The following is a 13,128-nucleotide window of genomic DNA, read 5'->3' on the forward strand; positions in this document are numbered from 1 at the left end:
AACCTTGACCGGAACGACCGCCGCTAGAACCTCAGGCGCCCAAAAGATCGTCTGCTCATCGAACGACCGCCGCGGGTCATGGGCGAAAGCAGAGGCCCCACCTCCTCCTGAATTCGTCAGTCACTTCGCCGTTCGGGCTGTTGGCAATCATCACCTCGTACTCACGCCGGTAACCGGCGTTGCGGCGGAGACATTCCCAGGCGATGTCGGTGATTTCGGCGTCTTGTAGGCTCTTGTAGGATTCCGGCGACCGCCAGTCGAATTCAGGCATTGCTTCCGCCCCATTGCACGCTGCTAACAACGATTGCGCCGCAATAGGTATGAACGAGGCGGTTGTAGGAAGCCCCTAGTTTGGCACCACGTGGTGCACCGGAATGACCACCGATCAGCAAAAGAAAATAGTTCTGCCTGCAAGTCGCCGGCCGGCGGTTTTCTTCTATTTTGAGCCGGTGCCGCGCAAGAGGCGTCCCTGCTCGGTCACCCATTTGGCGCGCGCGAGATGACTCTGATATGCGCTTCGCGCACGGTCCGGCTCCCGCACCGGATCGATATGCAGCACCACTCGAGCGACTTCCATCCAGTCAGCCCCTTGGCTTTCGGCCTGCAGAAGGCGCATGTAGGTCACGACATGCTGCTCATCGTAGGCAGTGAGAATTTGATCTGCAGGCGCAGCGTCGGCGACGCCTGGGTCGAGCGGCGGCTTCCTCATAAGACTCCACGCCTTAGTTTAGACAATTTCTAACACGCGGGCAGGAAGGAGCAGAAGCGCCAAAATTGTCGCGGAAGCCGTCCGGATCGCGTTTTGTCGAAAATACTCCGTGGTGAAATACTCTTCAAGGACATGCCCTCTCGCGTATGGATATACGCGAGATACTTGCAATCAATTTGCGGAAGCTCCGGCAGGCCCGTGGTTTGTCACAGGAGGAATTGGCTCATCGTGCTGAAATTGACCGCACTTATATCAGCGCACTCGAGCGAAGCGTTTATGCGGCGGGTATCGACGTTGTCGATCGGCTCGCTCGCAGCCTGGGTGTCGAGGCCGCCGACCTGCTCACTCGCCCGCCCACAAGCACCAAGAAAAGGACTCGGGGGCAGGCCGAGTGATTGAGCCGACCCGCTCGATCCGGCGGCCGGTTCGCGCTCACTGACGCCTGGAAGGATGGGAAGCCCCGCCCGGCAGACCGGACGGGGCTTGATGAAGTGGCCTACTCGCCGGTCTTGCGCGGCCGCGACCAGAGCAGGGTGTAGCCTTCACCGCCTTCGTCGTCGAACAGGTTCGCGTAGATCGGCGCGTTGAAGGAAGGATCGTCGAGCTTGAGCGAGAGGTAGTCGCGGCCTTCCTCGGAACGCTTCGACCAGGCTGCGCCGATCTCCGCCCGGCCCACATAGATGCGGTGGCTGGGGGCGTTGTCATTGGAGCGGTTGGTCTCGGCGACGATGCGGACGCCCTTGGCCTTCAGGCTCAGGGTGACGATCTCGCCCTGGAATTCGTTACCGACCTTCTTGAAAGAACCGATGTTAGCCATGTCACTTCTCCTGTTGTGTTTCGAGCCCGCGACCACCGCGGCCTCGATGGCGATCTAGGGCCGAGGACGATCGGCGACGCACCCGCTCGGGCCGGAGCGCAGCGGAGGACGTCGTTGTGGCGACTTTCTTGCCTCGCGAGGAATGGGCGAAGCCCAGGGGAAGAAAGTCGCATCAACGGCGTTGCGGCTCAGACGATCGAGGCGAAGCCGGTCTTCGGCCAGATCAAGCCATCAACGAGGCCACGTGCGTCCGCGTGCTGAACCACGATATCTGGAGAAGCGTGGCTATCTCGGTTTTGATGAACAAGAGGCGTGAACGATTCAGCGGGGAAAGAGAAACAATCTCCTGCAAAAGGCGGTATCGTCTCCCAAGAACGGATCGAGATAAGATCGTTCTGCCGCGGCTGCGTGGGCCAGACCGAATGTCGGCAGCTTGATCGATGAATTCCGAGCAGGACGAGATCTCCGCGCTCAAGTTCGATCATCCCGTTCACCGCGCCGATCTACGCGAAACGAAGCTATTCGACATGGCAGCGGTAAGCGATCGCCCCTGGGGCCATGCGGCCGTAAGAATTGGCTAGGACGGTTTCTCCACCACCACATCGGGCTCGAACGGGCGGGTCTTCGCCAAAACCACCAAGCGCGTCATCGCCGTGCCGCCAACGCAAACCGCGCCCAAGGAAGCGAAGACTTCACGCCAAGCCAGCGAGGGCACCCCGATATTGGACACGGCGAACACCACATGATAGCCGGCGACGGCGGCGGGAACAGCGAATGCTGTTGCGATCGCGATGCGCAAGGCCGAGGACCGAGTAACAGCAAAGGCGACCTGGCCGAGGACCAGCGTCAGCGCACCGCCGGCCGTCGCGATAAGCATGGCGCCAATGAGGCCGGCGTCGCTGTGAAACGTCATCATCCCGATAATGAGTGCGACAAAAAACGGCAGGGCATACACGGCAAGCGCAATGATCGCCCAGCAGAACAGACCGATGCCGAGTGTGTTGAGAACAAGCCCAATAGCGAGCATGGTGGTGGCTCCATGTGCATAGATCTACCAGTCGCGCCTTCCACCACCACCACGGCGCAACTCTGGATATGAGACTGAAACGAGGCGGAGTTGCGGCGGGAGCAATTTCGCCTCAAAGACTTCAGTTGAGCAGACGGCGCTCATGCGCCGCCGAACATCCAGACCGGGATGCCGAGCCGTTTCGCCTTGTCGGCGAGGTTGTCCTGGATGCCCGTGCCCGGGAAGTGCATGACGCCGATCGGCAGGAGTTCGAGCATGGCATCGTTGCGCTTGAACGGTGCTGCCTTGGCGTGCCTCGTCCAGTCGGGCTTGAAGGCGATCTGGGCCACTTTGCGGTTGCTCGCCCATTTCGAGGCGATCAGTTCGGCCCCCCTCGGGGAGCCGCCATGCAGCAGGACCATGTCGGGATGCTTGGCATGAACCTTGTCGAGACGATCCCAGATGAGGTGGTGGTCGTTGAAGTCGAGCCCTCCGGTGAGCGCGATCTTTGGCCCTGAGGGCAGCAGGATCTCGGTCTCGGCGCGGCGCTTGGCTGCGATGAAGTCGCGGGAGTCGATCATCGCCGCGGTCAGGGTGCGGTGGTTCACCAGCGATCCCGATCGGGGGCGCCATAATGTGCCGGTGTGAGTCTCGAAGCGTTCGATGGCTTGGTCACGGAAGAGCTCCAGGCAGTTGCGTCGCTCGATCAACGTGGTGCCTTCCGCCGTGATGCGTTCGAGTTCGACGGATCGAACTTCGGAACCGTCCTGCTCGCGCTGACTCTTCCGTTGCGCCTGTTCGTTGTCGTCGAGTTGGCGACCGATGCGGTCGACGGCTCGGTGGAACAGGTTGACGGTCGACCAGAGCAGATCGTCGAGGTCCGGCTCGAGCCGCGTGTCGCTCAACGTCGCGACCAGGGCATCGAAGATATCGACGACGGCACCGGTAATGATCCTGCCGTCGGGAAGCGGCCGTGGATCGGGCTGGTCGTCGAAGGGGCGGTAACCGAAGAGCTGCAATTCGGCAAGAACGTGTTCGGTCGGAGATGCGTCGTGCGGTGGTTCGATGTCATCGTGGTCGGTCATGGAGGCGATCCTTTGCCGGATCGGCCGCGACCATCGCGGCCTTCGTGGCGATCACTCAGACGGCAGGCGGAACGGGCCAGAACCCGGAGCAGAGCGGAGGGCCGAAGCGCAGCGGAGGATGGCGGAGGCCGGGCTATTTTGCTTCGCGATGCAAAGCGCGCTCGCCAGATGGCTAATGTGTCTTCTCGTCGCCGGCGCGCGGCGGAAAATAGCCGGACGCAGCCATTGCCGGTCCGAGCCGCTTGCCGTCCGATCGCCCTCTAGAAGGCCGTGGTCGCGTGCTCTCCCGGCAGTGGCCGCACCGCGACCGACCTGTCGATGCCCATCGAATTGCCGGGGCTATTCCGCGGTTGCCAACGACGAATGCAGCAAACGGACGACGTCCTCTGGTACGAGCTGAAGCCGCAACGATGCGCGGAGGGCTTCGAGGCCAAAGATGTGCAGATCTTCGTTGAAATCGCCCACCCGAGGCGACAGCGGAATCGCTTCAACGCCGGCCTCTACCGCGCGCTGCGTGAGAATCGCCTGTACGGTATCTCCGGCAGCATCGTCATCGCGGGCGATATAGAGCCGACGCAGGCCAGATGGCAGCATCATCGCTGCGAGATGATTAGCCGAAAGCGCGGCCGCCATGGGCAGGGCCGGCAGTGCGTAACGCAGTGACAGCATGGTCTCGATTCCCTCGCCGGCAGCGAGCACATCATCGACCACGCCGAAGCGAACGGCGTTGCCGAGCAGGTCACCCATGGCGCGTCGTGGTGTGTCGATCGGAGCCTTGCCGAGCCGCACGCGATCAAAACCGTGTGGATCTAGCCAGGTGCGGTGCACGCCGGTGATCCGTCCATCGAGGTCGGTGACACAGGCTATCATCGCCGGCCAGGTTTCGGTCGACGAATGCTCATCCGGTCGATAGTAGCAACGAGGATGGAAGCGCAAGCTGCCACCATGGTTGATGCAACTAATTCCGCGACGCTGCAAGTACGCCTCGGCTAATGTCCCTTCAATCGGGTTGGATATCGCAAAGAGCCGACGAGCGGCTTCCTGCGATCCGGCCGGCGCGACTGGACGAACGGGCCTCGGGAGTGATTGCTCCTCGGAACGAGGCAGCTTCAGAAAGCGCCTCGCCTCCTCGGCGACCTCGCGAAAGTCTCGCAAGGCCAGACTTTCGCGGATGATGTCGAGGAGATCACCATGTTCTCCGGTCGCGGCGTCGGTCCATTTCCCAGCGGGTCCCTTCGGTGATTCGTGCAGCCGCACGAACAACGAGCGGCCCGGCGTATTGTAGACGTCGCCGACCAGCCAGTACCGCCCCGCCCGCCTGCCATTAGAGAGATAGTGTCGGCACACCGCCTCAGCCTCGCACGAGAGGCGGCGTGCCAGTTCGGAAGCATCGCCGGCCATCACGCGGCCTCCCGCTCACTGACGCCCGTAACCGGATAGGTGTCGAGCACCCTGGACAGGACCTCGATGCCGCTCGCGTCCGTGGGTACGAACATGCGCAGCTTCCAGGAGATGATCTCCCCAAAGAGGCCGTAAGCACGGAGGCGATCGCGTATCGTGTCGTTGAATCCGGACAGCTCGATGCGATAGGCGCCCATCACCCGGACGCGGCGAAGTTGGAGTTCCTCCGCGAGGTCGAGGACGGTGCGTCCCTCCATCAGCGCGGCAAAGGCAGCGTCCGGCGTCAGCGCGGGCGCGTCCCTCGAAAGGACGTTTGCGACCCATGTGGCCGAAAACTTGCGTCCGATGATGCGTTCGCCCGCATCGGTCTGGAGCCGATAGACGCGGGTTGATTCGTTCGGCAGCCGCTTCCAGATAGGGAGCAGCAAGCCCGCCACAACGTGGATCGTGCTTTCCGTGAACTGGGGCACCTCGGCAAGCTCCGCCACCCAGGCCGCAGCGAAGCGCCCACGGTCCGCTTCGATCCAGTGGCTCTCCGCCATCATGCTCAAGGGGACCGTGTGCTGATCCATCGGCCGGATCAGACGGACGCGCCGCTCGATCTCGCCGTCATCGAGCATGACGCTCGCCGCGGGGACCTGCACGGCGGCTCGTCCCGAGCGCTCATTGACCAGCAGGACGGCCTGACGATCGGAAAGACGAGCAAGAGCGTCATCCAGACTCACCGGATGATTGCGCTGGCGCTGTGTGACAGTGAGCAGCCGGGTCTCGGCGCCGGTCCCCCGCTGGTCATAGATCGTCCGCCGGTCGGTGACGACAAGGCTCTCGGCACGGAGTGTTTCCAACCCGACGTCGTAGGTGCCGGATGCAACCGCGCCTTCGATCCGAGCGGTCAAGAGCTGCTCGAAGGCGGTGAACAGCACATTCTGGAGGTCGATGGTGAGCGCCAATAACCTGTTCAGAAAGGTCGTGATCGGCGGCAGGTCATTCCTGAGCCCATTGGCATCCATGAGCTTCAGACCGGTTGCATCCTCGAACCTCCCAAGCGAGCAACCGTCGACCTTGCCTCGCGCGAGCAGCGTGTAGAGCTGACGCAACGCATCACGTCCATACTGGCTTTCGAGATTGTCCTCGGGCCGGAACAGGCCCTGTCCTCCGGTCTGACGTTGGCCGCGCGTAATGGCTCCCAACGTATCGAGCCGGCGGGCAATGGTGCTGAGAAAGCGCTTCTCGGCCTTCACGTCTGTCGCAATCGGACGAAACAGCGGCGGCTGCGCCTGGTTGGTCCGGTTGGTGCGGCCAAGGCCTTGGATCGCGGCGTCGGCCTTCCAGCCGGGCTCGAGCAGGTAATGGACGCGCAACCGGCGATTCCGCGCCGACAGTTCGGCATGGTAACTCCGCCCCGTGCCGCCGGCGTCGGAGAACACGAGGATGCGCTTGACGTCATCCATGAAGGCCGAGGTCTCGGCGAGATTGGCCGAGCCTGCGCGGTTTTCGACCACCAGCCGGTCGCCCTTGCGGATGACGCGGCGCGAGCGGCCCGTCACCTCGGCGACCAGTTCGGTGCCGAAGCGCTGGATGACCTGATCCAGTGCCCCAGGTACCGGCGGCAGCGAGGCAAGCTTCTCGATGAGGCGGTCACGGCGTGCGACGGCTTCCCGGCTCTCGACCGGCTGGCCGTCGCGATAGACAGGCCGGGAGCAGAGGTTACCTTCCGAGTCGGTGAAGGGTTCGTAGAGCTGGACCGGGAAGGAGTGGGCGAGGTAGTCGAGGACATACTCGCGCGGGGTGATGTCGACCTGGACGTCGCCCCATTCTTCAGTTGGAATCTCCGCGAGCCGGCGCTCCATCAGCGCTTCGCCCGTCGACACGATCTGGATGACCGCGGCGTGCCCAGCCTCAAGATCGTTCTCGATCGCACGGATCAGTGACGGGGTCTTCATCGAGGTCAGGAGGTGACCGAAGAAGCGCTGCTTCGCGCTTTCGAAGGCGGAGCGTGCCGCAGATTTGGCCTGCCCGTTCAGCGTTCCCGTTGCGCCGGTGATGTTGGCGGCCCGCATCGCCGCGTCCAGGTTATTATGGATGACGCTGAACGCACCGGCATAGGCGTCGTAAATGCGGACCTGCTCCGGCGTCAGTTGGTGCTCAACAAGCTCGTACTCGACGCCCTCGTAAGAGAGCGAGCGGGCTGCGTAGAGGCCGAGCGCCTTGAGGTCGCGCGCCAGCACCTCCATGGCCGCGACCCCACCCTCCTCGATCGCTTCGACGAACTCGGCACGGGTGGCGAACGGAAAGTCGGCGCCGCCCCAAAGGCCGAGGCGTTGGGCATAAGCGAGATTGTGGACCGTGGTTGCGCCCGTCGCCGACACATAGACCACGCGGGCATTCGGCAGCGCGTGCTGGAGCCTCAAGCCCGCGCGCCCCTGCTGAGAGGCCGCTTGGTCACCACGCTCGCCCTTGCCCCCGATCGCATTCTGCATGGCGTGGCTCTCGTCGAAGACGATCACTCCGTCGAAGTCCGAGCCCAACCATTCGACGATCTGCCTGACGCGCGAAAGCTTCTCGCCACGCTCGTCGGTCCGTAGCGTGGCGTAGGTGGTAAATAGGACGCCTTCCGCAAGCCGGATCCGGGTGCCCTGGCGAAACCGGGACAAGGGCGTAACGAGCAGGCGCTCCATCCCGAGCGCGGACCAATCGCGCTGCGCGTCCTCGATCAGCTTGTCGGATTTGCTGACCCAGACGGCACGTCGGCGGCCCTTGAGCCAGTTGTCGAGCAGAATCCCGGCGACCTGCCGGCCCTTGCCCGCGCCGGTGCCATCGCCCAAGAACCAGCCGCGGCGAAAGCGGACGGCATTCTCTGCGTCATCGCGCGCGGCGGCGATAACATCAAAGGTCGCATCGACCGTCCAGGAGCCCACGAGAAACTCAGAATGCGCCTCGCCGGCATAGATGACGCTCTCAAGTTGGGCGTCCGACAGAACTCCATCTGCCACCAGACTCGAAGGCAGGTGCGGACGATAGGATGGTTTCGGTGACGCAACGGACGCCATCGCCGCGGACTGCACGAGCTTGGTCGGGTGTGCGCACGATCCGGGAATACGGATCGATTGCAATCCGTATTCCTCGTAAAGGGCATCGGTGAGCCGGGTGCCTTCCGGCGGCGACCATTCGACCGTTTCGTATGTAAGTTCGACGCCTTCTGGCGCGGCGTCTCTCGAAGAAGACGATGAGCGTGGTGCAACGGCGCCCAGCGATCGCGACATAGCCGGCCGCTCGATAGCGACGATCTCCGGTGATATGGCGACGGGCAGCCTTGGAGGCACATGCTGGTTCACCCAGTCGAGCAAGGTAGCGACGTCGGCCGCCATGCCTGGCGAAGCCGGAAAAGCCGTCGGATCGGCAGCGGGCAGCTTGTCGATCACAAGCAGCCGTGTGTCGATTTGTGTTCCGTGCTTCGCGTAGATGGCGCCGTCGATCGCCGCAGAAAACGCTACCTGCCCGCGTTCCTGGAGCCGCACAAAGGCTTCTCGCCATGCCGGGTTATCCGGTGCGAAGCTGGCGCCAGTGATGGCGACAAGGCGTCCACCGTCGCCAAGACGCGCGAGCGCTGAAGCGATGTGACGGAGAGCCGCATCCGTCATCCGTCGGTCTACGTTCGTCAATGCCGAGAACGGCGGGTTCATCAGAACGACGCTCGGCACGACACTCGCGTCGAGGTGGTCGTCGATCTGTGCAGCATCGAACCGCGAGACCTTAACGCCTGCGAAGAGATGATCGAGCAGCGCCGCGCGGGCCTCGGCCAACTCGTTCAAGACCAGAACGCCGCCGGCGAGCTCGGCAAAGACGGCGAGCAAACCGGTCCCAGCAGAAGGCTCAAGAACGCGATCGGCCGGCGTAATGCCAGCCGCGGCGCATGCGGCCAGCCCAAGCGGGATCGGCGTCGAGAATTGCTGAAGCGCCTGGCTGTCCTCGGAACGCCGCGTGTGGGTCGGCAGACAGCTAGCGATCTTCGTGAGCATCGGCAGCATTGCTGCCGTCGACCCAGCCTTGGCACGCATCGCGGGGCCGAACTTGCGAAGGAACAGAACGGCTGCCGCCTCGCAGACGTCATAGGCGGTCTTCCAATTCCAAACGCCGGCCGTGTCCGAGGCGCCAAAGGCAGACTCCATGGCGCTACGCAGAACAGCGGCATCGATGCGACGGCCGCGTTCGAGCTCGGTCAGGACCTGTCGCGCGGCCCTGACAGCGGCAGAGGTGAGATTTGCAGCGGCACGCATGGAGAGCGGCGTGGCGATGCCGCCGGCAAGAGATTCGGTCATGGCAGGAATTCTTTCGGAGAGCAGGAATGGGTCGAACCATCAGGCGCTCTCCTTTGCCCCCGACGGCTCAAACCCTTCCCGGCCCGACTCTCACTCTCCGCCGTTCCCAATAAGAATGGGGACCAGCGCTACACACCGGTCCCCAAGCAACCGCGGGACGGCCAAAGCCGCCCCGCTCTGTGATGATCACTCAGCCGCGTCGAGATGTTGCGGATCTTCGTCGGCGGCGGTCTCCTGATCCTCCTCGTCGGCGAGGAATTCGGGCAGCCGGCCCGCCTCGCTCTCCTGCTCTGACGCCGCATCGGGATCGAGGAGACGCAACGGCTCCGGCAACCAACCCGAGCCATCCAGAAGTCGTTCAGCCTCCTTGGCCATGTCGGCCTTCTTCAGATGGTCGATCAGTTGCGCCGACGACTCGCCCTTGGCCTGCCGCACGGCATCCAGAATACGCGGCTTGGTAACCCGGCCGAGATAGTTGTCGACGGTCGGTCGCCAGCCGGCCTGCACCATGTCGAGCCCGACCGCGCGCGCCAGCACATCGGCCTGGTCGAGACGCGTGCGAACGCCATGGGCGGAGACGCGACCCTGATTGTAGCGATTGGCTGGCTCATGGACGGCGTTGACCGCAAACGACGCACAGTGGGCGAACAGCGACGCCTGTGCACCACCATCGAGAGCCGTCAGCGCATCCCAGAGATCGTTCTCGCTCTTTGGCAACCGTGCCTTCCAGACCTCATGTCGCGCCTCGACTGCTTTGGCCGAGACGCTTTCCCTCAGCCCCGGAGCTTGGGCGGGAAAGTTCGGCGTGCGAAGGCTGATCTCAAGACAGCTCCCGGACGATGCGAACCGGTAAAAGGCCGTCAGCACGAAGTTATGCAGAACTGCCTGGAACGCGACCGCTGGATTTCCCGCCAACGCATCACGCAATGTCAGTGTACGATGCGCCGTCAACTCGATGATGAGACGATCCGGCAAAGGTTTGGTCGCGTCCTCATCATCCTCCTCGGCATCAGCAGCGCCGCCTGCGACCGCGATGACCGTGCGCTGGACGGAAGGGCCCACTTCAAGACCTTCGGTCGACGACGCATCGGCGCCCTGCCCGACATCAGGATCAGTTGCCGGCACCTCGTCCTCCGGCCGGACGTAACCCCGGTCCACGGCGAGGCGTCCTTCGGAGTCGATGCTGATGAAGACACCAGCTCGGGCGATCTCCGCCGGTTCGTAAAGCATCGGCCGGTCTTCGAATGCAGCCAGGGCCGACTCGATTTCGCCGAGACGCTGATCGACCTCGTCGGGCAACTCGTCGGCATCCCGGTAGTCGACTTCCAGCTTGGCTTGCTCGGCGTTCAGCGCATCGATGGTGGCCTGCTCCTCAGGCGAGAGATCGACGGGCTTGCCTTCGATTTGTCGTAGGCCTTGAGTGTGACCGTAGGGGAAATCTACGGCGACCGAGATCCACTTCCAGCCTTCGGCAGCAATCGTCTCAGCTTCGGCCTTGAGCTTCTCGGTTACGAGGCGGTCGAGCAAGACGACGTCCTGAAGCCAGCCGCCGTCGTCGTGCTCGAACAGATCCCGCAGAACGCCGCCACCCGCGCTCTGATAGGCATCGAGGCCCACAAATTGGGCCCGGGGATCGGAACCGCGCACGGTGTTCTCCGTGAGCAGCCGGCGGATCTGGTATGGCTCGTCATAACCGGAGCGGCTGACATTCTCCCAGACTTGCTCCTGGCGGGCGTGATCGGCCGTGACCGAGAACGCCATGAGCTGCTCGAGGGTCATGCCGTCTTCGGCATAGACCTCATGCAGCTTTGGCGAGACCGACGCCAGGCGCAGGCGCTGCTTGACGATTGCAGGGTTCACGAAATGACGCGCGGCAATGTCTTCCTCGCTCATGCCGAGATCGCGGAGTGTCTGGAAGGCCCTAAACTGATCAAGCGGATGCAGGCCGACCCGCTCATCGTTCTCCGCCACCGAATCGTCCTCGGCGATGCCCCCTTCACGCACAACGCACGGCACCGCCTGCGTCTTTGACATCCGCTTCTGTTTTACCAGGAGCTCGAGAGCGCGATAGCGCCTGCCGCCCGCTGGCACCTCGAACATGCCGGTCTCGTTGCCATCTGCATCGACGACGGCCCGGACACTCAGACCTTGCAGAAGCGTACGCTGCGCGATGCTCTCGGCTAGCTGCTCGATCGAGACACCGGCCTTGACGCGGCGAACGTTCGACTGGCCGAGCACGAGCTTGTTGAAGGGAATGTCCCGAGAAGGGGACAGCGTGATCTTTTGTACGGCTTTCGTCATTTTGGCTCTCCACGACGGGTGGCCGTGAGACTCTCTCTCGGCTTCCAACCCGTCGCGAACAGCCTCCCCTCCTCTCACTCTCGCGCGAGGCCAGGCATCACGCCGTCTCGTGATCGGCGACAGCCGAATCCAGCGATGCGGGCTCAATGGACCCGGGAACGAAACCGAGCAAATAGTCCGCGGCCTTGCTCGCCTGCGAGGCGGCCCGCACGATGGCGCGATTGTCTTCACGCAGGACTTCGAGCCAGGAGCCGATATAGTCGGCATGGCGCACGGTGGGGACGATCCCTAGCGACGCGCAGCTGAACGCGGAACTCAATTCGGCGACCAGCTCTTCGAAGGCATATTTCTTGGTACCGTAGGATCCGCTCTGGTCGCGATTGAGACGCGACGGGTGCCCAGTCGCATGACCGAGTTCATGCAAGGCCGTACGGTGCCAGTTGATGGGTTCGAAATAGGCCTGCGGCGGCGGGACCTGAACATAGTCTTCGGCTGTTGCATAGAATGCGCGATCTCCACCGATCCGAAATGGAATTCCGCTGGCCGTGATCAGGGCATCGACCGTCGGTTCGATGAGGCCGGCCGGCGGCGGCGGCGCAGCGGTGGCAATGTCGTCGGGCAGTTGCTCGCACTGATCGGTGTTGAAAACGGTAAATCGCTTGAGGAACGGGATCGCCTGCGCGTCTTCGCCGGTCTCGGCGGCGCGGCGCTTTTCATCATTCGGCACGAAACGATCCGCGTAGACGACGGTAGTCCCGCGCTCTCCCTTGCGAACGTGGCCGCCAAGAGAGAGTGCCTGGCGGAAAGTGAGCCAACTTTGACCGGTAAATCCGCGTTCGATCACGACTCCCCAGAGGATGAGGATGTTCACACCACTGTATTGCCGGTTGGTCGACGCATTTTTCGGCATGGCCAGCGGCGCTTTCGCCGCGGCAGTACCCCAGGGCTGAACCCAGGGGACGCGTCCGGCCTCAAGCTCGGCGATGATCTTGTCGGTGATTTCGTTGTAGAGGTTCGCCCGGTCCTGGCCGGCGCGCGCGCAAGCATTAGGGTTTGACATCGCGGGTCTCCGCGACGGGCACCGCGAGCCTCTCTCGCAGATTGTAACCCGTCACGGAAAACCAGCCTGCACTCTTACTCTCAGCTTCTTGCCTTAGGCCGCAGGCCTGATCCGGCGTGCGCCAGGGGCGCATCGCCCCAAGAGAAATGGCACCCGCAGGAGCGTGAGCATAGCGACGCCGAAGGCGGCACGCGGGACCGAGTGCAGCGACGAGACCGGTTAAAAGGGCACCCGGGAACGGGGCAGTGATAACGATCGCCGCAGGCGAGCCCCTTTTCCGAGTGCCCCCGGCGAGGAGCACCAAAGCTCTGGCGCGAGGGATCGAAGCCGCAGGCCGAGACGCGGCGCGGCTCGGTTCACGAGAGCCCGGTGCGGCCCTGGCCGCACGCGCACAACCACTAAAAGACTTGAGCGAAAGTGATGCTGGCAA

The 13,128-nt window shown here is 63.3% G+C and carries 11 protein-coding genes; 1 reads left to right on the forward strand and 10 read right to left on the reverse strand.

Annotated elements, in window-relative coordinates:
• Positions 1-76 precede the first annotated feature (76 nt).
• Both ASC80_RS16030 and ASC80_RS16035 read right to left on the reverse strand, forming a co-directional pair.
• Positions 77-271 carry a transcriptional regulator domain-containing protein gene (locus ASC80_RS16030; protein WP_006018716.1) on the reverse strand — a complete coding sequence of 65 codons (195 nt, stop codon included), beginning with the start codon at positions 269-271 and terminating at the stop codon, positions 77-79.
• A gap of 165 nt (positions 272-436) precedes the next feature.
• The gene (locus tag ASC80_RS16035; protein WP_006018715.1) at positions 437-709 is read right to left on the reverse strand and encodes a hypothetical protein; all 273 of its coding nucleotides are present in this window, start codon (positions 707-709) and stop codon (positions 437-439) included.
• 146 nt (positions 710-855) lie between these two features.
• Here ASC80_RS16035 and ASC80_RS16040 point away from each other — a divergent pair, with 146 nt between their 5' ends.
• Positions 856-1,104: a helix-turn-helix domain-containing protein gene (locus tag ASC80_RS16040; RefSeq protein ID WP_024337241.1), complete on the forward strand. Its 249-nt coding sequence runs from the start codon at positions 856-858 to the stop codon at positions 1,102-1,104.
• A 101-nt stretch (positions 1,105-1,205) separates the two neighbouring features.
• Here ASC80_RS16040 and ASC80_RS16045 read toward each other — a convergent pair whose 3' ends face one another.
• From ASC80_RS16045 to ASC80_RS16075, 8 genes are all read right to left on the reverse strand, one after another.
• Positions 1,206-1,526, reverse strand: a complete 321-nt coding sequence (locus ASC80_RS16045) for a DUF736 domain-containing protein (RefSeq protein ID WP_006018714.1) — start codon at positions 1,524-1,526, stop codon at positions 1,206-1,208.
• A gap of 188 nt (positions 1,527-1,714) precedes the next feature.
• Complete coding sequence (locus ASC80_RS23205) at positions 1,715-2,011, reverse strand: hypothetical protein (protein ID WP_080654815.1); 297 nt, start codon at positions 2,009-2,011, stop codon at positions 1,715-1,717.
• A gap of 92 nt (positions 2,012-2,103) precedes the next feature.
• Positions 2,104-2,553: a hypothetical protein gene (locus ASC80_RS16050; protein WP_006018713.1), complete on the reverse strand. Its 450-nt coding sequence runs from the start codon at positions 2,551-2,553 to the stop codon at positions 2,104-2,106.
• Between the two features lie 140 nt (positions 2,554-2,693).
• A complete protein-coding gene (locus ASC80_RS16055; protein ID WP_006018712.1) occupies positions 2,694-3,617 on the reverse strand; it encodes a DUF2493 domain-containing protein in 924 nt (307 codons plus the stop codon).
• A 339-nt stretch (positions 3,618-3,956) separates the two neighbouring features.
• Positions 3,957-5,018 (reverse strand): DUF7146 domain-containing protein, encoded by a 1,062-nt coding sequence (locus ASC80_RS16060; RefSeq protein ID WP_006018711.1) that lies wholly within the window; start codon positions 5,016-5,018, stop codon positions 3,957-3,959.
• On the reverse strand, positions 5,018-9,337 hold the full coding sequence (locus tag ASC80_RS16065; RefSeq protein ID WP_006018710.1) for a bifunctional class I SAM-dependent methyltransferase/DEAD/DEAH box helicase: 4,320 nt from the start codon (positions 9,335-9,337) through the stop codon (positions 5,018-5,020). Before ASC80_RS16065 ends, ASC80_RS16060 begins: the two co-directional genes overlap by 1 nt.
• A 186-nt stretch (positions 9,338-9,523) precedes the next feature.
• Positions 9,524-11,638, reverse strand: coding sequence for a ParB/RepB/Spo0J family partition protein (locus ASC80_RS24040; RefSeq protein WP_006018709.1), 2,115 nt, complete (start codon positions 11,636-11,638; stop codon positions 9,524-9,526).
• 97 nt (positions 11,639-11,735) lie between these two features.
• Positions 11,736-12,698 (reverse strand): ArdC family protein, encoded by a 963-nt coding sequence (locus ASC80_RS16075; protein WP_024337240.1) that lies wholly within the window; start codon positions 12,696-12,698, stop codon positions 11,736-11,738.
• Positions 12,699-13,128: the final 430 nt, after the last annotated feature.

Source organism: Afipia sp. Root123D2, assembly GCF_001425835.1.
Classification (GTDB): Bacteria; Pseudomonadota; Alphaproteobacteria; order Rhizobiales; family Xanthobacteraceae; genus Afipia.